We start from the raw sequence: 25375 nt of genomic DNA, 5'->3' as shown, positions 1-25375 counted from the left end.
CATGAAGGGGTGTTTTAATTAAGCTAAATTGGTTTAGTGTAAGCGATTAATCGTCGCCGCTAAACGCCATGAGAAGGTTTAGCAGGCTGATGAAAATGTTGTAGATTGACACATACAAAGTCACCGTTGCTAAAATATAGTTTCTCTCGCCGCCGCGAATAACGTCGCTGGTTTGGATTAAAATGGCAGCTGACGAAAACAGAATAAACATGGCACTAATACCGAGGGACAAAGCTGGGATTTGTAGGAAGATATTGGCAATAACTGCAACCAAAATTACCCAGAAACCCGCGAACAACATACCGTTTAAAAACGACATATCTTTTTTAGTTGTTAACACATATCCAGATAATGCAAAGAAAATTAATGCGGTGCCGCCTAGTGCTGTCATCACTAGCTCGCCGCCACCTGCACCAATCACCATATTTAGGATAGGGCCGAGCGTGTAGCCAAGGAAGCCAGTAAAGGCAAATACACTTAATAAACCTGCACTAGAGTTTGCTGTTTTGTGAACTAAGAACATTAGGCCATAAAAGCCAACTAAAGTGACAATAAAACCAGGATGAGGCAAATTCATCATCATGGTAACGCCAGCCACAACTGCACTGAACGCTAAAGTCAATGCAAGCAACATATAGGTGTTGCGCAAGACTTTGTTTGTCTCCAGCGCAGATGACTGAGTAGCGGAAGACACTGTGTTATATTGCATTATTAACTCCGTTGTTAAATCGAATGCTTAACTTAAATTGATAACATTACTACTGATGCTATTAGTATGGGGTTTGTGTTAGTTTTTCAAGACCTACACTAATGAAATACGATAAAAAAGCGTAAACAGATGTAATAAATATAGGAGCTTGCTGTTATTTGAGCAAATTGAATAAAGATAAAGCAGTTAATTAAATTATTTTAAATTAGCACTTTACAAGGCCGAACAAGCTCATTAAGATTCGCAACACAATTTGGAGAGGTGGCAGAGCTCGGTTTAATGCACCTGACTTGAAATCAGGCGTAGGTTCATCCCTACCGGGGGTTCGAATCCCTCCCTCTCCGCCAAATTCTAAAGAACCCGCTTTCGCGGGTTTTTTAATCCTGTCAACAGCTCATGTTGATACATCATAAAATATTGCCGCGGAGAGGTGGCAGAGCTCGGTTTAATGCACCTGACTTGAAATCAGGCGTAGGTTCATCCCTACCGGGGGTTCGAATCCCTCCCTCTCCGCCATTCCTGAATCACACCTAGCTAATTCCCCTACAGCCTTGAATGTACGCGCTATTGCAGCGGTTCGAAAACTTAGACCTGACTCAAAGATGCAACTTTAATAACTGCATTCATCGCAATGAAAAAAGAGCCAGAGTATAATCAAAATACCCTATTTAGTAGAAAAACGAATTTAAAGATAGGGGTTTCGGGCAGATGTTAAGTCAGTAGTGAAAAATAAAGATAAAAGGCTATAGTGACTCTAACAGAGCTATCACCTTCTATAAATGCTATCAATATTAGGAAGGACCATTGTTTTCGGTTACTGTCTGTTCCGTTATTGCCAATGTCCTGATTAATGCTTATCTACAACGGCTTGGAGTCAGCAACCTTGTTAAACGGTTTTAAAAAGGAAGTTTGAGCATGGAAGAAAACCCAGTATCCAATAAGGCAAACGCCCAATTGCGGGTCGATCAAATTCATGCATTTCAACGAGAGCTAGCTGAACTTGAGAAAGATGATATTCTGGCGCTTCCTGCTGAGAAATCCCGTCATATAGAGCGTTATCACCAACAGCTTTTAGCAACGCTAACGGCTTCTCATGATGTTGATACTAACGATGGGTCTAAACAGCTTACTCTTGGAATGAAGATTGCGTCGCTGTTTGGAGCATTGGCAATGGCTGCCAGCGTATTCTTCCTGTTTTATCAATTTTGGGGACATTTCAGTACCGGGTATCAAGTTGGTATTTTAGTGCTTGTTCCGCTTATTTTATTCATTGTGTCGCTGCACCTCTCTCAAAAAGAAAAAAGCGCCTATTTCTCGAAAATCGCCGCTGTAGTGAGTTTTTCGTGCTTTGTGCTGAATCTTTCAATGTTGGGGAAAATATTCAATATATCGCCATCGCCTAATGCACTTATCGTATGGGCCGCCTTTGCCTTCTTACTTGCTTATGCTGTCAATGCTCGATTGCTGTTGTTTTTTGCCATTATGTGCTGCAGTGGTTTTATCGCAATGAAGTTCGGTACATGGAGCGGTATGTATTGGATTGATTTTGGTGAACGACCTGAAAATTTCTTCCTTGCAAGCCTATTCTTTTTTTGGCTACCTGTATTGGTTCCTACTAGGCGCTTTATTGGCTTTGACACGATTTATCGTGTACTTGCAATGATCATGTTGTTTTTACCTATATTGATACTTTCCAACTATGGGGCTATTAGCTACATAAGATGGTCTTCGGATGTAATAGAAGGACTGTACCAAGTGGTGGGATTTGCACTCGCTTTATTGAGTATTTGGGCAGGTATAAAGCAGCGTTGGCGTGAAGTCGTAAATACTGGCACAGTATTCTTTGTATTGTTTATGTATACAAAGTTCTTCGATTGGTGGTGGGATTGGATGCCAAAGTATGTCTTCTTTTTCCTTTTGGGTTTATCCGCTTTGCTTGCGTTGATGGTGTTCAAGCGTTTGCGTTTAAATCAGTTGAGTGAAGGCGTTGCGAAATGAAAAAATATTTATTGCTTGGATTGTGCATTTTATTGGGATCTAATGCGCTGGTGTTGAGTGGTGTCGCGTACAATCGTATGGAAGAAAAAAGCCAACTGACGCTGACCGAGAGAGAGCTTTTCCTGCCTTATAATCAAGGCGCAATTAAAGAAAACTCAGGCATATTGCTGCGTTTAAAATGGCGGCTTCCTACGCCAGAAAATGCACCGTATTCTCCTTACTCCCCCAAAGAAATAAAAACCGATGAAGAAGAATTGATTACTTTAGGGTTTTCAATCCCTGGCGAGCATAAAAGTGAGTGGGCTCAGACTCGAGAGTTATATTGGGCTTTAGAATTTGATGGTGACATTCATAAGAAAGAGGTTAAAAAAGCAGAAGATGCATATCGCACTGCAACACTGGAATATCAAGAAAACCCCAGTAAACGCAATAAACAATACCAAAAGCGAAGTCAAACCGCATTTGAAAAAGAAAAAGTCAACAATAGCCGTTTATTCTTCATTCAGGCATCAAAGTCTTATGATGCGTTGGCTTCAAAATATGCTGGGCTACCGAATATTCTTATTGTTAAGGGGCTAAGCAAGCCTTATTTTAACTCAAGTGATAAGCGTTATTACTTAGGACTTAAGCGATTATCCGTTAATGAGATATTACTTCCAATGCCGTATTCAGAAGCACTTGATAATATTGAACTTATACCGAAAAAAGAGATAAGACCACCTCGTTACACGGTTGTTGTTAAATGGGGGCAGCGTCTGGAACCTTGGATTGTTGGTATCAATAAAAATGAGTGAATTGAGGTAATTTACTGGTTCTTATCCACACTTGCTCTGCTGCAAGCAGCCTCTCTAATTTTATCCTCTTCAAAACCCCGTAGTTTTTTCTCCCGATATACTCAGGTTTTCCCTTTAGTTTCCCCTTTTGTGCTATTTTTTCGACAAAATATTGGCTTTCAATAAAGGTAAGTATATTTTTCTCAATGGCCCTTTCATTGGTCAGAATGAATAAATATTGCCTAGATTTTGCATAAGGATGCGCGCTTTTTACATGTAGTTAGACTTATTGACACTATGTGTTTCAAGTAAGGCAAATGAAGTGACTTAGGTCTTATCACAAGACTAAGCCATTGTCCGTTTATTATGTTGAGGCTTGATAACTTGTTTCAACTGATAGTGGTTCGAGGGATTGCTTAGCTTTTCGTGCTTTAAGAACTGCAAAAGGCGGAAATTAAAGAGTCTCATTTCTTTTCGCCTAAGTTCATTGATAGCTCGTAAAACGGCTAAGTATGTATTGTTGACAGTAAAAAGGAGTTTATATGAGCCTTAGTGTGGTGTTATTTATTGTAATTGTTTTATCGGTGCTTTGTGTGTTTTTTGGTCAACTATTGTTTTTATGTAAGCATAATGGTCGTAAGTGGGCTGCAAGAACGGAAGATTTGGAGTTCGCTCGACGTTACCTGTTTATTCATGATGAAGTTGATTGTTTCGATAAAAAACGCGAGTTAAAAGAGCAATTGATTAAGGATTGCCGAGATGCGGTTCAAGCTCGTGAAACACAAAGAAAACAAGCAAAAGCTAAACTCATAAGTATTGATACTTTTCTAAGCAATAAGAGCTAATTAAAACAGCCACAATAAAAATAAAAAATAACTAAGGTGCGTTTTGAATATTATTTATTCGTGTCGGTTTACCCCGACTTCGACTTTTCGGAAGAAGATTGAATTACATGTTTCATACAGTTTTTAGTAAAATTTTCGATCAAACTAGATATTTTCACACCGGGCTTAATCTTGATTAACCCGAACTCGATGGCATCATCCAATAACTTTTTAAATTCATTTATCGCAATATCGGGAGTAAATGCTTGTTGATTTTGAGCTTGATGCTTAAAAATATCGTTTAGCGATTCACCAGTAACTAAAAACACGATAGCGTGCGGACCAAGGTATTGCTCAAGCACGCTTGAAATATGTTGTAAGTCTGCAAGTTTGGGTTCTCTGCGTCCATTCTCGTAATGACTATATCGAGACTTTGACCACCCACATGCAAACGCGAAGGTAGCCTGATCGAGCCCTGCTTTTTCTCTCAATAAAATAAGTCTGTCTTTTAGTTCCATATCAGATCTTTGAAAAGTGCTCCAAAAAAAGGGGGGCGTTACCAGCAAATCCACCAACTGGAAACGGCTAATCTGCCCATACTACATTAGAACAAGAAAATTTCGAATTAAAAAGCATAACCTATTGCAATGGTATATGAGGTACGTTTATTATCCCAGTATACAATATGTATACTTTATAAGTAACATAATGTTTTACGTGGTATTCCATCTTTAGTGAATTGTTTTACAAGGAGAAATTTATGCGCGGTGGTGAAGTGATTAAAAAGGCGAGGAAGCTAAAAGGGTTTCCGCAAGTGTTTGTTGCGGAGCATTATGGTCTTTCACTCAATACAATTAAAAATTATGAGAGTGGAAGAACGGAACCTCCTTTTAATAGCGTGATTGAAATTCTGGAAATGTTAGGGATTGATTACAGTGAGGTAGCTAGCAATGATGAAAATTAAAGAGCTTCGTCGAGCACTAAAAGAATGGGGGCGCTTTTGGTCCAGTCGGCGGTTGGGTCCTGGGTTTTCTGCCACAAGTAGTACACACAGGTTATGCGATCAGCTAAAAACAGGAGTGCAACAGGAAGCTGCTCAGCAGTTTTTTAATCGTCAGGCTGATGCTGTTTTTGTACCTGAACATATTGAAAAGATGGATAACGCTATTGAAAAGTTATCAACCCAATGCCGCTTAGCTGTAGTTAATAAGTATGTGCATCAAAAAAAAGAAACGGGTTATTACCAACGCGAAGCAGAACTCGCTTTAATGAGATTGTTGTAACGACGTAAGAATAAGGCGGTGAGATAAGGGTTCAAGGTTTTGGACTTTTTCTAACCTAAGAATCGCACTAATATACCTACCATCGCGAGAGCTTCGCGAAATAAATAAACTTCAATTCAAACCGCCGCAAGGCGGTTTTTTCATTTTCAGGGAGTAGAAATGCCAAGGTTTGGAAAAACGTCTGAATCGCGACTGGCAAGCTGTCACTCGGATTTGCAGAGGATTTTTAACAAAGTCATACAGTATACCGATTGCTCCATATTTTGTGGACATAGGGGAGAAGAGGCCCAAAACCAAGCTTATGAAAAAGGCTTGTCTCAACTGTTCTTCCCAAACTCGAAACACAACAGTTATCCCAGTCAGGCTGTGGATGCGGGCCCTTACTTTGTCGAGCTTAAAAACACGGATTGGTCCGACAAAGTGGCTTTTGGTGTGTTTGCCGGACAAGTTAAACAAATTGCGTTAGAGCTATATGAAAAAGGTGAAATTACCCATTTATTGCGATGGGGGGGAGACTGGGATGGCGATGGCCGAAATTTGGATGAAACCTTTAATGATTTACCCCATTTTGAGTTGATAAAACCATGAGTTGGAAAAGTACATTAAGTGCCATTGCACCGACACTTGCTACCGCTTTGGGCGGTCCGCTAGCCGGAGGAGCCGTAAAATTTCTTGCAGCAAACCTGTTGGGAGATGAAGAAGCATCTTCACAGCGTGTTGAAGATTTTATTTTAAGTGCCAACCCCGAGCAACTAGCTGATATTAAACGTTTGGATCACCAATTCAAATTAGACATGGAAAAGCTGGGCGTGGATGTTTTCAGCTTGGAGGTAAAAGATCGGGATAGTGCGCGAAAACACCATAAATCTCACTGGATGCCTTCGGTGATTTGTTTATTGCTAACGATTTTTGTTGCCGCAGCGGCTTGGGCATTAATGAAAGTTCAAATTCCCCAAGAAAATGCCAGCATTTTGTACATGCTGTTTGGACAAGTGGTAACAGCGTGGGGTACGTCTATCGCGTACTGGGTTGGGACTACTAAATCTAGTTCAGATAAAACGCAAATGATGAGTACGCAGAGCAAAAACTCTTATTAGCTCTGTGCTCCCCAAGAACAAAAAGGTGTATCAGATGTCTGACCGTTTTTCTGTGGTCAACTACGTCACGTCTGCTTTCACGTTCGGGTTTTCGGCACTGACATCACAAGAAATGATAGCTGCAACAGGCTTGTTAATTGCGGTGTTGACGTTCATTACCAACATATATTTCAAACGTCGCATTGATAAGCGCCAACATGAGTTGCATCAGCTACAAGTTGCTAAATTAAACCAAGAATTAGACACATCGCCGGAGTCACCCGACAGCCGGTAATTTTCCTCTCGCCCGCAAAGGGCACCCAATTTATTGCTCCTGTTCAGGGATGAGCATTTTACTCAATAAGGATTGGGTTTGAGGACACGTAGTTCGACCTTAACCAAACAAATTAAAGAGAGAGTTCCATGACGCAACCGACGGATGGGTTAGTACAGGTTATTGATGCCATGAAGTCCCAGTTAACGACAGCACTTAACGGGGTAAATGTGTCTTTTTGGGAGTCAGAAAATGCTAGTTCAGTAACGGCTCCTGCGATTTTAATTGATATTGAAAACTTGCTGTTACAAACAGATTTGCACGACAAAGTCGTCGTACAAGTGCAATGGGGGCTGCACTGTGTTCTGGCAGAAGATACGCCGGATTTGCAGTTAAGTTTACGTCGCTTTGCGTTATCCGTGATGCAGGAGTTGCGTGATAACAGTGTGTGGCTTCCTGAAACCGGAGTGACTCAAGCAGCAGAACATATTGTCTCAGTCCCTGATATGCAGATCTTGTCGACTTCAGGTAATGCATTGGCGTGGAAAGTGGGGTTTCAGCAAACTTTACACTTAGGCACTTCCTATTGGGATGCTACTGCTATCACTCCTCAAAACATCTATATCGCTAGGGTAAAAAAAGGAGAGCCTCATGCAAAGTCTGATCATGAACTCGTCCACCCCGTTTAACGTTGCTGAATTAAACCGAAAAATGGCGGGGTTGGTGCGCTTTTGTAAAGTGCTGGAATTAGGTGAAGAAGAGTTTGTTGGACGTGTCAAGGTGTCTGATGGAGATTTGCAAAGCACTTGGTTAGCGTACGCTGTGCAAAGAGCGGCACACAATATCCATTGGCAGCCGTTAGATGTCGGGGAATATGTTGTCGTTTTATGCCCAAATGGTGATTTTTCACAGGGCGTTATTATCGGCAGCCTGTATCAAGGCGAATTCCCAGCACCTCAAGACAACGCCGAACAAACTCAACAACTGTTTAAAGATGGAACAAGCTTTATTTTTGATAGAGCTGAGAGTCACTTTCATATCGCGATGGCACCGGATGGCACCATTCATATTGAAGTTAGTGGAGGGGCTACCATCGATGGTCCTGTCACCATAAACGGCAATGTCAACATCAATGGAGACACACACATTGTTGGCACAACCTCTGTAGATGGGGATGTGTCAGCAACGAAAAATATCCATTCTGATGCACAAATCTCCGCAACCGATGAAGTCAAAGGTGGCGGCGTTTCATTAACCAAACATGTTCACCCGGGCGTCGCCTCAGGGGGAGCAAAAACGTTAAAACCGGAATAACTATGGCTGGAACAAATGCAATTACGGGTGAGCCGCTAAGTGGCGTTGCCCATGTACGGCAATCCATCCGAATCATTCTGTCAACACCTCTTGGTAGTCGAGTTGGGCTGCGTACTTTTGGTTCGAGGCTGTATGACTTAATTGATAAGCCAACAACGGATTCTTGGGGGCTCGATGTGATAGCCGCAACAGCCGAGGCTTTGTTGCTATGGGAGCCAAGGTTTCGTCTCGACGATGTATCGATTCAGCAAACTTTACCGGGAAAAATTATTTTAAACGTCAGTGGTGAGTATTTACCAAATGGTGAACCGCTGACCATTGATGGGATTGTTATCAATGATACCGAATTATCCTAAACCTCAAATTTTAGAAACCGTCACCTTGGAGCAGTTGGTGCAAGCACGCAAAGAAAGGCTGCTTTCTATCAACCCCAATTATATTGATGTGATCGACTTAGATAGCGACCCCATTGTCCAGCTTTTTCAAGTAGAGGCCTATCAGCAGTTGCTCAATCGCCAGCGGATTAATGATGTCGCGTTAGCGAACTTATTGGGATTTGCAACAGGGGACGATTTAGATCAGCTAGGGGATTTCTACGGCTTGCGTCGAGCAAGTGGAGAATCTGACGGTGGTTATCGGTTACGAATCCGTCAGGAAAATATTGCCTCGTCAACCGCAGGCGGTGCCGCGCATTACCGGAGCCGCGCAATCGCGGTTGATCCCTTAGCGATTCGAGATGTGGCAGTTGATAGCCCCGAGCAAGGACAAGTGCGAGTGTCTGTCTTGGTTCGGGATGGCTTCGACATTCAAGATACCGTGGCCAAAGTACGAGAAAAAGTCACCGCTGAAGATGTGCGTGTTATTGGTCATGAAGTCTTAGTGTTGCCAGCAGAAGCTATTGCAGTGGATGTTGAAGCTGATATTCATCTGCTTAGTGACACACCCCAAGTCATTTTTGATGAATTGCAAAATTCGCTCATTTCTGCTTGGAAATCAGCAGCAGGGCTCGGATGGGATTTATCCCGAAGCTGGCTTGATAGTCGTCTGCACCTATCAGGAGTTCATAGTGTTGAGTTAATGACTCCCACTGGACTCACACTGGCATCTGCCAACCAATATATCGTGCCGGGTCACATTCAACTGAATTTAGCAGGGAGGCGTGAATGACCGATGCATCAGCTTTATTACCTCCCAATGCATCGCGTTTGCAACGAGATGTACTAAGTGCGAATCAAATAGATAACGCCTTAAATCTTGGGATTGATACCTTAGCTGAGCTAAAACATGCACCGCCGGATGCATTTTTAGACTGGCTAATTTGGGAATATGGACTGGATGAAATTAGTCCGTATTTGATGGATAAACGCCAAGCCATTACCAATGGATTGTTATGGCAACGTATTCGAGGCACACCAGAGTCATTAAAGGTGGGGCTGTCTTGGATCGATTTTGATAACGCAACGTTAGAAGAGTTTGGCCCGGGTGTGAATTCACACCGCTTTATGCTTGAGTCCGGGCGTATCCCGCAAAGTGCTGAAATTCTAGATATTATTGGCATCTCGTCTTTGTCAGCGCCAGTCGCAAACCGATTATGGCGTGTTTGGCATGATTACGATATACGGGCACTTAAGTTGTCCCAACATCGTCTGGGCGACGCACTATTATCTGATGCGAGCGGGGTACGCCATCAGGGCGTTAAATGGAGTTTTGCAGACCGTTTTAGCGATGTCGCAACTGGGCCATCCATTCGTGTTGATGAGGCGGTGAGTCATCAAGTAACAGAGAGTGTTATGTATAACCCTCACCAGATGTTACTCGGTGTATTTAAACTGGGCGATAAAGCCATTCCACGCAGTGGCGAAGGCGTTTTTGACCGGAACTCGCAGATAGTCAGCTTCGACCCTAGCGTTATTGCGTTAGATCATCGCCGATTCTCTTACTCACACATGACCCTGTCCGGGACAAAACTGAGTTCTGACCGCAGTTATCTTGGATTAACTCAAGTCAAAACAATAGGTGAGCCTGTGCGGTTATCAGTCAGTCGCTTAGGGGACCTATACCGACTTGAATGCGAACCACTTCATGTAGTGCAGCGCCTTACTTATACCGAAAACGGTACTTTAGACGTGCCCTTTGTTGGAGATGATGGCTATGCCCTGATCTCGGCGCAACAAGTTTTACCCACTATTTCAACCATAGATGCATTCACATTAACTGACAGTCAAACCTTGTCTGTTCGCAACTTAGGGCTGCAATGGCTTGGAGTTTGGGATGAACGTGAATGGACTTCATTTGAACACATCACAATAGGAATAAAACACAGTGACTATAGTAGTTGACGATATTCGAACCTTTATAGCTGAGGCTATTGAAAAGGAAAGCATTTATTTAGCCTGGGGGCGTGGTGATAGTGAATGGCAAACCCCGCCATCGGAAGAAAGGACGCAAATGGCATTGCAAGACCCTATTGGTTTTCGCCAAGTGTCCCGCACTCAGTATGTCGTCCCTGATGAACTTGGGGAAATCGTGCTGTCATCGGGCTCTTTCAGCATTTCAGCAGAACCCACTAACCATCTCTACGTTGAATTTCGTTATGACTTCGAAGATGCACAAGGCGAAGTGATTCGAGAAACCATGGTGTATATCGGCACTGAAATTGTTGAGGGCTTACCCCCAGGACAAAAGTATTTTGCTCCAGAGCAAATTGAAAAGGTGGGCCGGGCGGCCTTGTTAAGTAACTTTGGGCCACGTGAACGCACCGTGGGTACCCGATCAACCTATGAGTATGTGATTTCCTTATGAGCTTGGACAGATATTACAAAACCTATGACCCAGAAAAACGTTTCCATGAATTAATGTTTCGAGTGGGTAATCATTTGCAAGGACGAGAACTGAATGACCTTCAGGGCATGTTCTTCGACATGTTAGGTCGCACAGGTAATGCGATCATGCGTGATGGCGATGTTATCGAAGGTGGTAGCATCAACATTGATACTGAAAATGGCACAACGTTAGTCACAGATGCAAAAGTATACATTCGTGGTTTAGTCCACAATGTGCCAGAAGCCAGCTTTAATATTGCCCTTGATGATATTCAAGTCGTCGGTATTTGGTTAGTGGATCGCGTTGTTACGGAATTAGATGATCCAAGCTTACGCGACCCAGCTATTGGCACTGAATCTCATGATGAACCGGGCGCAGCAAGGCGCGAAGTAACGGCAACATGGGGATTGTCTACAGAAGATTCTCCGGGGAACTTTTATCCGGTTCATCGTATAGACCAAGGTGTGCAAATTATTAACGAGCCGCCTCCGCAGCTTAATGCGGTAACGAGTGCAATTGCGCGTTACGACAGAGAAGCCAACGGCGGTAGCTATTTAGTTGATGGCTTAGGCGTGCTTTTCCGTAACCAAGAAAATGCCATGCAAACCTTCAATATTACCGAAGGTAAAGCACACATTGATGGGTTCGAAATTGCATTGCCTGCGTCAATTCGTAAATCGTTTGCAGTGGACCCAGATTTGCAGCTGATTGAATCAGAGCCTGTGACCTTTGTGCCTGATGCGCAACAACAAATGCGTATCGACACCGATTTCAGCCCAATTCATGACATTCGCAAAGTGGATGTTGCAGCCGAAAAAACAGCGACAATTACCCATGGTGCCTTTGCTGGTGCATCTGACCCATTACCTGATCCGTCTGTGGTATCGATCGTTAGTGTGGAACAAGCCGGAACCACTTATGTTAATGGCACCGACTTTAAACTTACGGGGAATTCAGTTGACTGGTCATTAACGGGCGCAGAGCCTTCTCCGGGCTCAAGTTACGATGTCACTTATCGTTATCGCACTGATGCGGTCATTGAATCTCAGGACGAGAATGGATTGGTGATTTCAGGAGCGGTAGCAAACACGGATGTTTTCATTGACTATCAATGGAAAATGCCGCGCATTGACTTAATCACTATTGAAGTAAATGGCGAAGTACGCAAAATCAAAGGGGTCAGTCACCCTTATCAACCTCAAGCTCCGATTTCACCCAGTAGCCAGCTAGTGTTGGCGACGGTTGAGCAGTCATGGCGTGAAAACACAGCACCAGATATTACTTTGCAAGCGATTCGCGCTGTTTCAATGCCAGAATTGGCTGCGATGAAGCAACAAATTGCGGATTTGTATCAGTTGCTCGCGCTAGAACGATTAAACAATGCGGTGAATGCCTCAACGCCAGCTTCAAAGTTGGGGGTTTTTGTTGAACCGTTCTCTGACGATAGCTTGCGTGACCAAGGTGAAGAACAGACTGCTTCTATTGTGGATGGCGAACTTGTTTTAAGTATTGATGCTGAGGTTCATGATCTGAACTTGACTGAAAACGCTACCCTAGATTTCGAGTTAGAACCCGTTATTGAACAGCTTGCTGATACTGGCGAAATGAAGATCAATCCGTATCGCGTATTTGAGCCTGTTCCTGCCCGTGTGCGTTTATCGCCAGCGATTGACAACTGGGTAATTAGCCAATCGGTATGGCTGAGTCCTATTACTCGTATTTTCCAGCGAGGAGGCGGTTTGGTTAGAAGTATTTCGTCTTCAGTGAACACAGAAACGCGCTTGGTAAGTCAACGTAACTTACCCAATTTACGACCTCGTAGCGTGAGTTTTACCATCACTGGATTTGGTCCGGGGGAAACGCTGGACAATGTTGAATTTGATGGCGAGTTATTGCCAGTAACGGGAGTATAACGGCATGAGTATAGTTGCAGATGCAAATGGCATCGTAAGAGGGCGCTTTAATGTGCCTTCTGGTGTTCCGGTGGGAACAAAATCAGTGGCTTTTACAGGGGAAGGTGGTAGTCGCGGCGAAACGACTTATACCGGGAGTTCTCAGGTTCAAACTTTTACTAGACGTCGAGTCCAAACGGTAACAATTTTACGCTCAGATCCTTTGGCACAAACCTTTACGTTGGATGAAACAACCATCGTTGCGGCAGTGGATGTATGGGTTAAAGAAATTGGTTCGACGCCGGTTCGTTGTCAAATTCGCGAGACCAGTTTAGGTCTTCCGAACGAAGTGATAATAGCAGAGTCTGAGCTTTCAGCGTCGGAATTAGGCGTGTATCCAAGTGCCACACAATTCCAGTTTAGTCCGGTTGTGCTTGATGGCGGTAAAGAGTATGCGATGGTTTTCCTAACGGATGATGGAGAACACTCCTTAGCTATTGCGGAGTTAGGGAAATACTCTGCGGTAACAAAACAGTGGCAAACACGTCAGCCGTATCAGGTTGGGGTGTTGCTTTCGTCTTCCAATGCGGTGACATGGACGCCGCATCAAGAACGAGACCTACGATTCAGACTATATGCCGCCAAGTTTACTAACACATCCCAAGATATTGATTTAGGCAAGGTCACACTTGATGGCGCAACGGATTTAGTCTCTTTGGGCGGGGTAGAGCGGCCTGATTCTCAAACCAATGTGCAGTTCATTGTCACTGATGCCAATGGCAACGAATATTCCGCTCAAGAAGAGCAGCCGTTAAACCTAACGACTCCCTTGTCTGGTGAAGTGAATGTCAAAGCACGTATGACGGGTGCATCCGATTTAAGCCCGGTGCTTTATCAGGGCGTGCAACTAATCTCTGGTAAACAACAAGCAACGGGTTCTTACGTGACTCGAGCGTTTCCCGGCGGAACCAATGTAAATTTGAATGTGACTTTTGAAGCGAGCTTGCCATCTGGCGCTAGTGTGGGGGTAGAAGCGGAAATCGACGGCGTTTGGACGAGTATGAGTCAAGATGATAGCAAGCCCGCCAACGATGGTTTTAATGAGTTGAGTTACGGTTTGTCTGGCTTTAACAGCGATCAAGTTCGTGTGCGTTTGACATTAAGTGGGACTCCCGCCGCTAGACCGCGCGTACGTCAGTTAAGAGCGGTGACGGTAAATGCCTAATCCGGTAACGGAAAATCGAGGTTACCCCTTGCCTGCGGGTAATCTCTCCGAAGATCTAGGGCGTTTACAACAAACCATCAATCAAATCGATGCGGATATGTTAGGGCAGGAGACCAGAGTCGCAGAGCTTGAAGCGCGCACTATCAGCATCGCAGAAGCGCGATTAATCAAACGTCATCCATATTTAGGGAGTGTATTAAATGGCAACGCTTGAAACCCAAGTTCAAGGGTTAATTGACCGGCTCAATACTGAGCAGCAAACCGCAGCAGAGGCCGCACTCATTGCAGCGGCAATTAACGAGCTCTCCAGTTATCAAACCTTTCAGCAAGCACTATTAGCTGTTGCAGAAGGGGATTTGAATATAGCTGTATCGAATCTTGAAAATGCGAAAACTCAGTTAGATGTATCGGCTGATGAAAATGTGCAGAGCATTAACAATGCGGTGTCGTTGTTAAACCAAGAGTTGTTGAAACTGAATGTGTTACCCGAAGTGCAACATCAAGTAACCCAGTTTCAAAATAAGTTTACCCGAAAAGTGCGAAAAGAGAGTTATGTTGCAAGTTCAACAAATTCTACAATCGAGCGTCGCTCCAATGTGGTGTACGCCATTTATGATAGTGAAACGGGTAGTTCACATATACTAATGCCTGCGTATCAAGCCCAAAATTCGAATAATAATCCTTTATCTTCTGCTTTTTATTATGAGTTACAGAAAAATAAGGCTCATATTCAGAGAGCTACCTGGCGAATTGATTTGGATAGTTACCAGTCTCAAGAGTCACCAACTTTTTTACATAATTATACGGCTTTTGCAGTGGTGCCATTGGCTTCTTTGTCTTCACCAGAGGTAACATTCAAAGTGGTTTATGATGAGCAAGATCGTGCTTCAACTAGTGCGATATATAGTGTTTTACGAGTCGATGGCCACTCATTTGATAAAAGAGTGGGCTTAAAACACAATGTTACGGTGAAAGACCAATATGGTTTTGTTACTCAAGTAATAAGGAATGGGGCAACAAAGTCAGTAGGTTATAACCGCGTGTTATATGACAACGCTAAGCATTGTATTCTTGCTTTGAGAGAAGACGATCAGCTTATCGAAGTCTACAGTGATGATATTGTTGAAACCGGACAAACTTTTTCTGATGACATGGCTTTGCAAGCTTTTGTGGATGCAAATGACATTATCGTTTTACCCTTCATTGCAACGGATAATCCTTGGCAACCCAGTTTTCGCATTGGCGTCGATATTAGCTCTTATAGTGGCGATATCAACGTTAATGAAAGCTATGGGCGAAACTATTCTGTGCATATTGCGTTTGAAAATGGACGTTTGATTCCATTAACTATGTCACAAAATGTCAAGAGGATTTACGGAGCAAACATTAGTGGCGACGTTCAACCATTTGGGGCGCTAGAGGCGCATTTTACGCTTAGAAAATTAAATGGTGATTTAGTAGTGGATTGTGAAGCAGAGTTGGGCACTTTGGGAGGGGGGTGGCGAACTCCCCAAAGTTATGAAGCTTTGATTTTATCAGTGAATCCTTATTCAGGTGCCACACTTGGGCATATGGATGCTTTCTATTTCAATGGTACAGATTATTACTACGGCCTCTGGAAAGGTTACTTAAGTTAAGGAAAAAACAATGTTAGAACACGAATTTATCGAAGGTTTGGGCTATAAAGTTGGCTCAACAATTTATGCCAACGATCCACGTGATCGTAGTGAATGGCAAACGGAAAACATGGCAAGTTTCCTTGCAGAAATGCAGCAAGCTTATGAAGAGGAACAAGCAAGGCTTAATCCAGTGTTATCGGATATTGTGATCACGCAAGTGAGCAATGTACTGAAAGCTCCTTCGGATTTGGCCACAATGGATGAGGTGAAAGTCACTTGTTTGCAAGGCGGCGTATTTCGCGTTTCTGGTACGCTGGATATTGATGATGAAAGTTTCATTATGCCTGTTCGTAGTTTTGATGGCGGTATTGCTTATTTCCCCGCAGAAGTGAGCGCCGGTGAATTCCAAGTAGACTTGCAGTTTGCTGAGTCGGGGAAATATCAGATTACTGCTGAACTATTGAATCAAGAATTGAGCACACCTCGTTTTGCAATGAAACCGATTAGCATCTATGTGCTAAACCAAGTGGCATCTCCTGCTGCTTAATTTGAGCACACCCTCCGTACTATTCTCAGTATTCTTATTTTTAATCTATTAACTTTTTAAATTTGGGGGAGTTTTGCTTATGGCGACTCTTGAACAATCTGTGCAAAGCCTGATTGACCAAATCTATTCAGGCACACTTGCACCCGCAGAAGCGGCTCTTGTAGCGGCTTCTATTAACGAACTAAGTCAACATCAAAACTTTCAGCAAGCCTTGTTGGCGGTTGCGGAAGGCGACTTAAACACGGCGGTTGCCAATTTAGAAGCGGCAAAAGCGACACTAAATGCATCCAGCGATGTGAATACCCAAAGCTTAAATGCAGCAACAACCTTACTTAATCAAGAATTACAGAAGTTGGATGTGATTCCTGATATTCGAGAGGAGCAAACGCGACAAAACAATGAGCTGCAAAGGAATGTAATTATTGAAGGGATAGTTGGTTATCAAAGTAATAGTGGCAATGGTCGTCGTTCTCATGCTACTTACGCAATATATGATGCAAATAGCAAAGATACTTATGCGTTTATGCCTTCCTATTCACATAACACTGCTCCATCAACGGATAATTATGCCGCTTATTGGTATCGGCATTTAGCAGATGGTAATCATGTGCAATTAGGACGCTGGTTTGTGGATAGCAATAGTCACCATGCTTCTGCTTCGCCGAGTTATTTTTATAGTTTACAGGCGTTTGCCAATGTGCCTTTAGCCTCTAGGGGGGATGCCTCTGATATACAATATTCATTGGTCCTTGAAGAGCAAACGGCGGCGAATGAAGACAGCGTTTATTATGGTGGCGTTAGAGTGTATGGGAGAGATTTCTCTGAGCGGGCTAAACCAAAGACGGGTGTCGTGGTTAAGGATAGATATGGTTTCCAAACTTCGATATCGGGTACTTATCCGGATGGTTCTACCAAGGTACTTTATAGCAACGATAAAAACTGCGTTTTAGTATTACGAGATGATAACGAACTGGTAGAGCTTTACCACGATGGCATCGTCGAAACCGAAATCAAGTTCTTAGATAATGCGGCATTACAAAGTTACGTGGATGCGCATGACATTATCGTGCTGCCGTTTATCCGAGCATTAGTTTCATCACATCCGCATTTTCAGTTGGGAGCGTTTTATAGTTCGTCAACATCACTTCCATCTAAGCAAGATTCTTATGGTGGGCAATGCGCGGTTCATTTTCTCTTTGAATATGGAAAACTGATTCCATTGCAGATGCGACAAAATGTAAAGTGGGTTTATGGGCAATTCAGTTCAAACTATGGCAATCTTCAAGGGGCATTACAAAGTCATTTTAGTTTGCAAAGAATGGATGCGACTCCTGTGGTGAGTTGCGATTGTGAGCTGAGTGGGTACCCCAGTGGTACTGGGTTTAGCCATCCTGTAAACTACGATACCGTGGTGTTAACTGCCAACCCTTATGGTGGACAGGTATTAGGGACTATGGAACAACTGTATTACACCAATTCAAACTACTACTACGGCCTCTGGAAAGGCCGCTTTAAATAGCCTCTAGCTCGAAGCAATCTAAAGGCAGCTTTGCCTTTTTCATTATTCGTTTAAATCACGTTTAACAACACAGTTTAATCTGCAATCGCTGGCAGCGCTTTTTGCTGCTTGTTTCACTCACAGCCTCGCATCTGCGGGGCTTTTTTATATCTGTAATAAAGGAAAATTATGACTATCAAACATGGTATTGATTTTGTTGAAGTCGATGACGGCACGCGTCCGATTCGCTTAGCAACAACCGGTATTATTGGCATTGTTGGTACTGCGCCGGAAGCTGACTTAGCTAAGTTTCCATTGAATACGCCTGTAGCGGTGTTGGGTTCTCGCAAAACGGCTGCGGCGCTGGGTACAGCCGGTACTTTACCAGCGGCTATGGACGGTATTTTCGACCAAGCAGGCGCAATGGTAATTGTGGTTGTGGTGCCAGAAGGTTCAACAGAGCCGGAAACCCAAGCCAATATTATTGGTACAGTGGATGCCAACGGTGCGCCATCGGGTATTGAAGCGCTTAAATCGGCAGAAGCCATGACTGGATTGAAGCCGAAAATTTTGATTGCGCCTGCGTTTTCAAATGATAAGTCGGTGGCAGATGCCTTACTTTCAGCGGCGGATACCTTAAAAGGTTACGCTTTTATTGATGGCCCAGATACGACAAATGCCGATGCATTAACCTACCGTGGTGAGTTTGGCAGCCGTCGTGGTGAGGTTTGCGATCCTTGGCACCGTGTGTTCGACCAAGCGTCGGCAACAGAAATTGTCGTGGCACCTTCGTCTCGTATGGCAGGTGTGATGGCGCGCGTACAAAACGAAAAAGGCCCTCATTACTCCAACTCCAACCAAGAAATTTTAGGCATTGTGGGAACCACACGCCCCATTAGTTTTGAGCTGGATAACCCTGCAACGGATGCAGAAGTGTTAAACGGCGGGCAAGTGACCACCACGATTCGTCGCAATGGTTTCCGTGTTTGGGGTAATGAAACGCTTTCTGATGACGCCAAATGGAAATTCAAAAACGTCGTCATCATCAATGATTTGATTGGTGAAAGCATTGTGGACGCACACATGTGGGCTATCGATCGCAACATTACCAGCACTTATCTTGAAGATGTGGTTAACGGCGTGAACAACTTTATGTCAGGTTTAAAAGCACAAGGTTACATTGCCGGGGGCAGTGCGTGGGCCGACCCTGACCTTAACACTGTTACTGAACTTCAAGCCGGTAACGTTTACATCGATTATGACTTCAGCGCGTACAGCCCTGCTCAGGTTCTGACTTTCCGTGCGCATCTGGTTAACAACTACTTAGCGGAGATTTTATAACATGGCTTTAGCTCAAGCATTACGTGCAATGTCTTTATTTGTGGACGGTAATCGTTTCGTCAACGAAGTAACGGAAGTCACGCCACCAAAAATGACTTTGATCACCGAAGATTATCGTGGTGGTGGTATGGATACCGCCGTGGAAATTGAAACGGGTTTAGAGAAGCTCGAGGCGTCTTTCAAAGTGAGTCGTTACGACATTAACACTTTGCGCCACTTTGGTTTAGCGCCTTCTCAGCAAGTGGCGATTTCCGTGCGTGGCGCATACAGCGACGATGGTCGTGTTATTCCTGTTGTTTTCAACATGACAGGAACATGGAAAGAAGTGGATTTGGGTACGATGAAAACGGGTGAAATGCCGGAAATCAACGTGATGATGGCACTTAAACGCTACACCATGCTGGTGGACGGTCAAGAAGTGTATCACGTAGATGCCGAAGCCCTGAGTCGCCGTATTAATGGTACAGAAACATTGTCTGACATTGCACGAATCATCGGTTAATAAAGGAGCAATGATGTTGCAAAGTTACAAAGTGTTGGTGCCTTTTCCGCATCAAGGTCAAATGGTGAAAGAGGGCGTTGTTCAGCTTTCACCAAAGCAAGCTTGTCACCTGCTGGCGGGTGGCAAAGTGGCGTTGTCTAAATCAAAAACTAAGTCTAAGAAAGGTAAATAACGATGAGTGAAGCAAACCCAATGGCGTCTATGGAAGGCGAAACGCAAAGTGTGTCTAATACAGGTGCAGCAGTCACTGTAAAATTGGTTAAACCTATTCGAGGCATGGCTGAAATCCTGCTAAGAGAGCCATCAGCATCGGACTTACGCGGTGTGAAAATTCTAGATGTCATCAATATGGATACCATGAGTTTAGAGGTGGTTGTACCTCGCTTATCCATGAATGGATTCACCAAAGATGATTTCTTGAATTTACATCCGAAAGATATGCTGAACATTGGGTTGCAGGTATCGGGTTTTTTCGCACTTTAGGCCCGTTGCCAAACGACGTGATGGAAGCATGGGGCGATATTGCCGCTATCTTCCATTGGCCACCATCGGAAATGACCACAATGACTTTGCCGGATTTAGCAACGTGGTACACCATTGCTATTGAACGGCATAATAAAATGTATGGACAAGCCCACAAATAGTGGGCTTTTTTGTTTTAGGGGGACGCGTGGATACGCAAAAATCCTTGCAGCAAAATCTGGAAGCCGTAAAGCGACTGTCTAAAACTTTCAAAAAGTTTGTTGGAAGCGCTGAGCCGTTATTGGATAAATTGACGCAAATTACTTCGCAAGCCACAGACGTGACTCAGCTAGCACCTCATGCAGATAGTTCAAGTATTACTGTGCAGACGCAGAATAATATTGGCAATCCGAGTCGTCGAGATATTGTTGAATCGTCACCGCACTCAGGGCCGGAACAAGTTGCAGCAGAGGTTACGCAATCTCCAGCGGTAGCCGAACGCTCGCAAGATCCGAATTTAAACCGATTACCTGAGATTCTTGCCGTTGCTACCCGTATTGAAAGTTTAATTGCTAATCATTTGAATAGTGCATTGGTGAATGTTAATGGCGCGGCAGAAAATGCGGATCGTCCAATAAATCTAGCTATTCGCAATACGTTGGAAAATACCGCTTTATTAGACACTCAAGCTACACTCAATACAGATACAGCAGTAACTCCTAACAGCAGCGCGACACTTGAACCGGGTGAAAGTAATTTAACCGCGGCGCTGACACAGTTACCGCAAGTACAAAGTGCGGTTAACTCGTTTTCTCAGTTACAGCAAGTGTTGACGCAAGTTGAGTCAACACTCGGTGTATCAATAACCTCAAAAATGGCTGAACTCGCTCAAAGCCAACTGCCTTTTATTGGGCAATTCGATGAATGGGCGCAACAAAACCCTGAATTAGCCCAAGGCTTGAGCGATGTTGCTAACGGCTTAATGAATAATGTGCCGTTAATGGATGCCATATCACCCCTTGCTCAACAATTAGCCGATGTTCCCGTTGTGAACCAAATTAATGAATGGGCGCAGCAAAACCCAGTTTTAGCGCAAAGCTTGGAAGATGTGGCAGTAGGTGTATTAAACAATGCGTCCGTCATGGATACGTTAGGGCCTGCCTTTGATCAAGTCACAGGGACATCAATTGTTGCTCAAACCCAGCAATGGGCGCAGGAAAACCCAGCATTAGCACAAGGGCTTCAAGATATTACATGGGGCATGCTAGAAAATAGCAAGGCAATGTCGATCATTAATCCTTTGATGGGAACATTTTCTGATGTACCTATTCTGGGCAAAATCACGAGCTGGGCCCAAGGTAACTCAACACTGACGCAAAGTATTCAAGAGACGACAGCCGGATTAATAGAAAATATCAATCCTATTGAGCGGCTGTCGCCATTAATGAATGGATTCTCGTTTATAGGTGAAAAGTCTGCAGGAGGATTGGCGAAACTTGGCCAGTTTGCAACGCCATTGGTATCAATATTAGGTCGAGTTACCTCTGTATTTACTGGCTTGAATATCGCCATGCTAGCCAATCCTATGGTGCTGATCATTGCGGGTATTGTGGCGCTAATTGCCGTGATTGGGCTGTTAATTTACAAATATTTTGAACCACTCAAAGCGGCCTTTGTGGGGTTGTGGGATGGTTTTATTGAAGGTATCGAACCGCTTTTGAAAGCGTTTGAACCCATCAAAGCATTATTTGCCAATTTGGGCGATGTATTTAACGCGTTTAAAGAGCTTATCTTTTCCGCTATTGGCGCTGCGTTTGACTTCGTCGTAGGTAAGGTCAAAGCCATGATGGATGGTATCGCTAATATTGGCAACACCGTAGTTGGTTTCTTCTCCGGTTTATTTGGCGGCGAGGATGAAGAAGATTCAGAAGCTGAAACGGAAGCAGAGCAGGAGACGGTATACACCCGTAAAGTTCGTATTGAAAACAAAGTTAAGCAAGCAGCACCGCTAGCCGTGAGTCAATCAACGATTGTGCCTCAAACGCTTCCTGCTAGCGACACTGCGGAAGCAAATACTTTCTCCCAACAGATTAATCGTCAAACCCAGACGAATGCGGTAAATGTCGCTGGCGCTGACAACCAAGCACAACCGGTTAACAATGTTTTCTCCAATCCCTCTCAATTGAATACAACGTCTAGTCGTAGAGCGGTTTCGGTTGGGGATGTCAATATCAGCGTTAACGCATCACCCGAGCAATCGTCAACAGATATAGCCGAAAAGGTTAAGGCGATATTCGAAAACATGATGATGGATATGCAACGAGAACAAAGAGGAGCGTTATTCGATGGCTAATAGTGTCATGTTAAGGATCGGCGAGTACGAATTTTCTTTGGAAACTGCCGCATTTCAGCAATTCCAACAAAGTGTTGGGTTTGATTGGGCCGAACAGCAACGCATAGGAAACCATTCTGCGTTGCAATATTTGGGGCAAGGCAAAAAAGAAATTGCGCTCCCCGGTGTAATTTACCCTGAATACCGAGGTGGATACGATCAAATCCGTAAAATGGAAGCTGAAGCAGGTAAAGGAAAGCCGCTTCAGTTGCATACCGGTTCAGGGAGTATTTTAGGGTTATGGATTATTACTTCGGTATCTGAAACAAGCAGCATTTTTTATAAAAACGGGGTGCCACGCAAAATAGAGTTTAGTCTCAAACTCACGTATTTTGGGCCATCGCAACAAGATAAGTTGGTTTCGTTTAGTTCACGTATACGAGCAACTGCCCAGCAGACGCGTTCAACCGATGTTGCTAATGTCGTAAAACGGCTCGAATTTCCTCCCGCTCAACTCGAAAGTGCATTTCGCTCTTTGAATATCAATTTGCGTCAAGAGAATGGGACATTAAAGGATATTGATAACATTATTGATGCTATTCAATGGATTGCTAAAGATTTTGATGCCAGTTCCCAATTGCTATTAATGCGGGAATTGCTGGGTGATGAAGTCGCCAATCGTGCTGCGGCCCATCCAACGGATCTGTTTCAGGGGGCGAAGAACTTTTTCAATCTGGCACAAGGCTTAGACAGTGCAGTTCAAGGAGGATTTTTCTAATGCTATACAGGACAAGACAAGGTGATGTACTCGATGAAATCTGTTTCAACCATTACCAGCGTGAAGATCTGACTGAGTTTGTGCTTCACTCCAACCGTGGACTCGCGGGGCAAGGTGCGGTTCTACCATCAGGGCTGCTTATTGAACTACCTGAAGCGCCTAATCCTGAACCTCAACTAAATTCGTTGTTTGACTAATGAAACCAATATTTTCGATTATTGCTAATTCACAAGACATTACTCAAAAGCTCCAACGTAATCTTGTTTCAATAGAAGTCACTGATGTAATGAGCCCTAATTCCGACTCCGTTCGTATCACGTTAGCGGATGTTGAAGCGAAACTGGGGGTGATTAACGTCGGGATGGAGTTAGAAGTCAGTATGGGTTACGAGGAAGGAGAGGGGAGAAAGCGTTTGTATCGAGTTGGACGCTTTGTACTGGATGAGATCGGCGTCAGCGGCCCGCCAACGCAAGTGACTTTAGTGGGGCGCTCGACTAATTTCATTGACACCCTTAAAAATTATCGTAACCAAAGCTTCGATAATACAACCTTAGGAGAAATTGCTCGTAGCATTATCACCAGTAATGGTTTTACTGCCCGTATCGCGCCAGAGATAGATCAAATCCAAATCGAACATATCGATCAAGCGGATGAAAGTGACTTACATTTCTTAAGTCGGCTAGCGCAAACATATGATGCGTTGCTAAAGCCATCCATTCGAGAAGTGATTCTTGCGCCAGCAGATGCTGGTGAAACGGCATCTGGCGCCCAAATTGAGAGTAAACCAATTCATGTGTCGCAGTTGAGTCGTTGGTCGTTGGAACTTCCCAAACGAACAGATTATGGCTGTGTCAAAGCGTATTGGCGCTCGGATGAACAGGGTGAACGCCAAGTGGAAATGCTTGGTGATGAAAGTGAGACCTGCAAGGTCCTTAAATCGACTTTTTTAACCCAAAAAGAAGCCAAAGCCGCCATTAATAGCGAAAAGCAACGCTTGGACAGAGAACTGAGAAATATTCATTTCACGTTGCCCGGCGATCCAGAGCTATTCGCAGAAAGGCCCATACGTATCTCCGGGGTTCATCCCTTAGCGGATGGTGACTTTATATGTAAACGAGTGACACACACGTTGTCGTCATCAGGTTTTGTAACCAGTGTAAAGGCACAATAAACCTCTTTTCTTAAAATTTAAGTTAGTTAATACATGCTTAAGATGGATAAAAAATGTACTAAAAATTTCTCGTATGAAAAAACCTGAAATTTGATGGGCTTTAACTAATTGAAATTTAAAGGTAAATAGTGATGGTTGAAATGTGTGCAGAGCATTTGGTTTGGCTTGTGCAAAATTATTGAATAAAAACACCCCGTGCCATGTTATTCGTTTAACTATCCTTTTTACGTACGTTTGATCTCATTTTGGATATACCATAATGAGTAAAAAAATAATCAGAAAAGGGGTTAAAACGTTAACTCTTCGATAACTTATATGGGTATTTTCAGAAAATCTGGAGCATATAAGTTACCGTTTGGTTAAGACGATATTTTACTCAATTCAAGGGTAAAAATGCATACCCATTAGACGATAGATTAAAGTTTTTTTATTCTCTTTTGCATAAAACGGAAGGTTAAAAGAGTACAGATCTGTACTCTTTTAAGGTGTTTTAAAGCTGTCTTTTTGGTCAGAAATTGGGGAATATTTGGCTGGAAAAGTATATAGAAATATAAGCTGGGCAGGAGCCCAGCTTATGACTCTTCGTTGCTCAGGGCTGCTTCATCATAGTTAACTTCCGTTTTATGATTCGCACGTTCAATGTACTGTTTGATCAAGCTATGAGCGCTATAACCGCATGCGGTTGCCATAGAAATAAACTGGTTAACCGTTGGTGAACCAACGCCTTTCTCCCAGTTTTCATATGTTTTACGAGTTCTTACATCTGCGAACTGAGCCATCTTAACTGTGGTCATTGCCGCCTGTAATCTCATTTTCCTTAAGTCTGAACCTTTTATGTACACTGCTGTATTGAACCTTTGATTAGTACGTATATAAAACGTAATTGAACAACGATTGGAAGCTACCAAAGAAAATCGGGCAAAGTTGCCCTGTT

Annotated in this window: 32 protein-coding genes and 2 tRNA genes; 31 read left to right on the top strand and 3 right to left on the bottom strand. The window is 43.6% G+C overall.

Annotated elements, in window-relative coordinates; all coding sequences use genetic code 11:
- Positions 1-46: 46 nt before the first annotated feature.
- On the bottom strand, positions 47-709 hold the full coding sequence (locus tag HJG39_RS06760; RefSeq protein WP_268408127.1) for a Bax inhibitor-1/YccA family protein: 663 nt from the start codon (positions 707-709) through the stop codon (positions 47-49).
- Between the two features lie 255 nt (positions 710-964).
- Here HJG39_RS06760 and HJG39_RS06755 point away from each other — a divergent pair.
- The 5 genes from HJG39_RS06755 (at position 965) to HJG39_RS06735 (ending at position 4325) form a co-directional block, all read left to right on the top strand.
- Positions 965-1056: transfer RNA gene (locus HJG39_RS06755), tRNA-Ser, on the top strand.
- A gap of 77 nt (positions 1057-1133) precedes the next feature.
- Positions 1134-1225 (top strand) — tRNA-Ser (locus tag HJG39_RS06750).
- 399 nt (positions 1226-1624) lie between these two features.
- Positions 1625-2707, top strand: coding sequence for a DUF2157 domain-containing protein (locus HJG39_RS06745; RefSeq protein ID WP_268408125.1), 1083 nt, complete (start codon positions 1625-1627; stop codon positions 2705-2707).
- Positions 2704-3501: a DUF4824 family protein gene (locus HJG39_RS06740; protein WP_268408122.1), complete on the top strand. Its 798-nt coding sequence runs from the start codon at positions 2704-2706 to the stop codon at positions 3499-3501. Before HJG39_RS06745 ends, HJG39_RS06740 begins: the two co-directional genes overlap by 4 nt.
- 521 nt (positions 3502-4022) lie before the next feature.
- Complete coding sequence (locus HJG39_RS06735; protein WP_268408119.1) at positions 4023-4325, top strand: hypothetical protein; 303 nt, start codon at positions 4023-4025, stop codon at positions 4323-4325.
- A 68-nt stretch (positions 4326-4393) separates the two neighbouring features.
- Here the strand turns inward: HJG39_RS06735 and HJG39_RS06730 are convergent, their stop codons facing one another.
- Entirely contained in the window at positions 4394-4822 is a 429-nt protein-coding gene (locus HJG39_RS06730) for a helix-turn-helix domain-containing protein (RefSeq protein WP_268408117.1), read from the bottom strand.
- A 242-nt stretch (positions 4823-5064) separates the two neighbouring features.
- Here HJG39_RS06730 and HJG39_RS06725 point away from each other — a divergent pair, with 242 nt between their 5' ends.
- From HJG39_RS06725 to HJG39_RS06600, 26 genes are all read left to right on the top strand, one after another.
- Positions 5065-5268, top strand: coding sequence for a helix-turn-helix domain-containing protein (locus tag HJG39_RS06725; protein ID WP_268408113.1), 204 nt, complete (start codon positions 5065-5067; stop codon positions 5266-5268).
- Complete coding sequence (locus HJG39_RS06720) at positions 5255-5587, top strand: hypothetical protein (RefSeq protein WP_268408112.1); 333 nt, start codon at positions 5255-5257, stop codon at positions 5585-5587. Before HJG39_RS06725 ends, HJG39_RS06720 begins: the two co-directional genes overlap by 14 nt.
- A gap of 159 nt (positions 5588-5746) precedes the next feature.
- Positions 5747-6175, top strand: coding sequence for a M15 family peptidase (locus HJG39_RS06715; protein WP_268408109.1), 429 nt, complete (start codon positions 5747-5749; stop codon positions 6173-6175).
- Positions 6172-6684, top strand: a complete 513-nt coding sequence (locus HJG39_RS06710) for a hypothetical protein (protein ID WP_268408107.1) — start codon at positions 6172-6174, stop codon at positions 6682-6684. The genes HJG39_RS06715 and HJG39_RS06710 overlap by 4 nt, the downstream gene beginning before the upstream one ends.
- Positions 6685-6718: 34 nt before the next feature.
- Positions 6719-6958 (top strand): phage holin, encoded by a 240-nt coding sequence (locus HJG39_RS06705; protein WP_268408104.1) that lies wholly within the window; start codon positions 6719-6721, stop codon positions 6956-6958.
- Between the two features lie 128 nt (positions 6959-7086).
- Complete coding sequence (locus tag HJG39_RS06700) at positions 7087-7626, top strand: hypothetical protein (RefSeq protein ID WP_268408103.1); 540 nt, start codon at positions 7087-7089, stop codon at positions 7624-7626.
- Positions 7589-8251 (top strand): phage baseplate assembly protein V, encoded by a 663-nt coding sequence (locus HJG39_RS06695; RefSeq protein WP_268408100.1) that lies wholly within the window; start codon positions 7589-7591, stop codon positions 8249-8251. Before HJG39_RS06700 ends, HJG39_RS06695 begins: the two co-directional genes overlap by 38 nt.
- A 2-nt stretch (positions 8252-8253) precedes the next feature.
- Complete coding sequence (locus HJG39_RS06690; protein WP_268408098.1) at positions 8254-8607, top strand: GPW/gp25 family protein; 354 nt, start codon at positions 8254-8256, stop codon at positions 8605-8607.
- Positions 8588-9418: a baseplate J/gp47 family protein gene (locus HJG39_RS06685; RefSeq protein ID WP_268408095.1), complete on the top strand. Its 831-nt coding sequence runs from the start codon at positions 8588-8590 to the stop codon at positions 9416-9418. Before HJG39_RS06690 ends, HJG39_RS06685 begins: the two co-directional genes overlap by 20 nt.
- Positions 9415-10590 (top strand): phage tail protein, encoded by a 1176-nt coding sequence (locus HJG39_RS06680; protein ID WP_268408092.1) that lies wholly within the window; start codon positions 9415-9417, stop codon positions 10588-10590. Before HJG39_RS06685 ends, HJG39_RS06680 begins: the two co-directional genes overlap by 4 nt.
- Positions 10574-11053, top strand: coding sequence for a hypothetical protein (locus HJG39_RS06675; RefSeq protein ID WP_268408090.1), 480 nt, complete (start codon positions 10574-10576; stop codon positions 11051-11053). The genes HJG39_RS06680 and HJG39_RS06675 overlap by 17 nt, the downstream gene beginning before the upstream one ends.
- Complete coding sequence (locus HJG39_RS06670; protein ID WP_268408087.1) at positions 11050-12987, top strand: DUF4815 domain-containing protein; 1938 nt, start codon at positions 11050-11052, stop codon at positions 12985-12987. Before HJG39_RS06675 ends, HJG39_RS06670 begins: the two co-directional genes overlap by 4 nt.
- Positions 12988-12991: 4 nt before the next feature.
- A complete protein-coding gene (locus HJG39_RS06665) occupies positions 12992-14191 on the top strand; it encodes a hypothetical protein (RefSeq protein WP_268408084.1) in 1200 nt (399 codons plus the stop codon).
- On the top strand, positions 14184-14405 hold the full coding sequence (locus tag HJG39_RS06660) for a hypothetical protein (protein ID WP_268408081.1): 222 nt from the start codon (positions 14184-14186) through the stop codon (positions 14403-14405). The genes HJG39_RS06665 and HJG39_RS06660 overlap by 8 nt, the downstream gene beginning before the upstream one ends.
- Entirely contained in the window at positions 14392-15828 is a 1437-nt protein-coding gene (locus HJG39_RS06655) for a hypothetical protein (protein ID WP_268408077.1), read from the top strand. Before HJG39_RS06660 ends, HJG39_RS06655 begins: the two co-directional genes overlap by 14 nt.
- Positions 15829-15838: 10 nt before the next feature.
- Positions 15839-16357: a hypothetical protein gene (locus HJG39_RS06650; protein WP_268408075.1), complete on the top strand. Its 519-nt coding sequence runs from the start codon at positions 15839-15841 to the stop codon at positions 16355-16357.
- A 79-nt stretch (positions 16358-16436) separates the two neighbouring features.
- Positions 16437-17876 carry a hypothetical protein gene (locus HJG39_RS06645; RefSeq protein WP_268408072.1) on the top strand — a complete coding sequence of 480 codons (1440 nt, stop codon included), beginning with the start codon at positions 16437-16439 and terminating at the stop codon, positions 17874-17876.
- A gap of 168 nt (positions 17877-18044) precedes the next feature.
- Positions 18045-19196: a phage tail sheath subtilisin-like domain-containing protein gene (locus HJG39_RS06640; RefSeq protein ID WP_268408069.1), complete on the top strand. Its 1152-nt coding sequence runs from the start codon at positions 18045-18047 to the stop codon at positions 19194-19196.
- Between the two features lies 1 nt (position 19197).
- Complete coding sequence (locus HJG39_RS06635; RefSeq protein WP_268408066.1) at positions 19198-19698, top strand: phage major tail tube protein; 501 nt, start codon at positions 19198-19200, stop codon at positions 19696-19698.
- A gap of 10 nt (positions 19699-19708) precedes the next feature.
- Positions 19709-19870 (top strand): hypothetical protein, encoded by a 162-nt coding sequence (locus tag HJG39_RS06630; protein ID WP_268408063.1) that lies wholly within the window; start codon positions 19709-19711, stop codon positions 19868-19870.
- A 2-nt stretch (positions 19871-19872) separates the two neighbouring features.
- Positions 19873-20181, top strand: coding sequence for a phage tail assembly protein (locus HJG39_RS06625; protein ID WP_268408060.1), 309 nt, complete (start codon positions 19873-19875; stop codon positions 20179-20181).
- Between the two features lie 20 nt (positions 20182-20201).
- Positions 20202-20342, top strand: coding sequence for a GpE family phage tail protein (locus HJG39_RS06620; RefSeq protein WP_268408273.1), 141 nt, complete (start codon positions 20202-20204; stop codon positions 20340-20342).
- 26 nt (positions 20343-20368) lie between these two features.
- Positions 20369-22513, top strand: a complete 2145-nt coding sequence (locus HJG39_RS06615) for a hypothetical protein (RefSeq protein ID WP_268408057.1) — start codon at positions 20369-20371, stop codon at positions 22511-22513.
- The gene (locus HJG39_RS06610; RefSeq protein ID WP_268408055.1) at positions 22506-23270 is read left to right on the top strand and encodes a phage tail protein; all 765 of its coding nucleotides are present in this window, start codon (positions 22506-22508) and stop codon (positions 23268-23270) included. The genes HJG39_RS06615 and HJG39_RS06610 overlap by 8 nt, the downstream gene beginning before the upstream one ends.
- Positions 23270-23467 (top strand): tail protein X, encoded by a 198-nt coding sequence (locus HJG39_RS06605; protein WP_268408053.1) that lies wholly within the window; start codon positions 23270-23272, stop codon positions 23465-23467. The genes HJG39_RS06610 and HJG39_RS06605 overlap by 1 nt, the downstream gene beginning before the upstream one ends.
- Entirely contained in the window at positions 23467-24441 is a 975-nt protein-coding gene (locus HJG39_RS06600; RefSeq protein WP_268408050.1) for a contractile injection system protein, VgrG/Pvc8 family, read from the top strand. The genes HJG39_RS06605 and HJG39_RS06600 overlap by 1 nt, the downstream gene beginning before the upstream one ends.
- 572 nt (positions 24442-25013) lie before the next feature.
- On the opposite strand, the gene HJG39_RS06595 is transcribed toward HJG39_RS06600, so the two are convergent.
- Complete coding sequence (locus tag HJG39_RS06595) at positions 25014-25235, bottom strand: XRE family transcriptional regulator (protein WP_268408047.1); 222 nt, start codon at positions 25233-25235, stop codon at positions 25014-25016.
- Positions 25236-25375: the final 140 nt, after the last annotated feature.

It is taken from the genome of Alteromonas sp. a30, assembly GCF_026788005.1.
GTDB lineage: Bacteria > Pseudomonadota > Gammaproteobacteria > Enterobacterales > Alteromonadaceae > Paraneptunicella.
The sequence above is the reverse complement of the archived record's forward strand: the minus strand, read 5'-3'. Positions and strand labels throughout refer to the sequence as shown.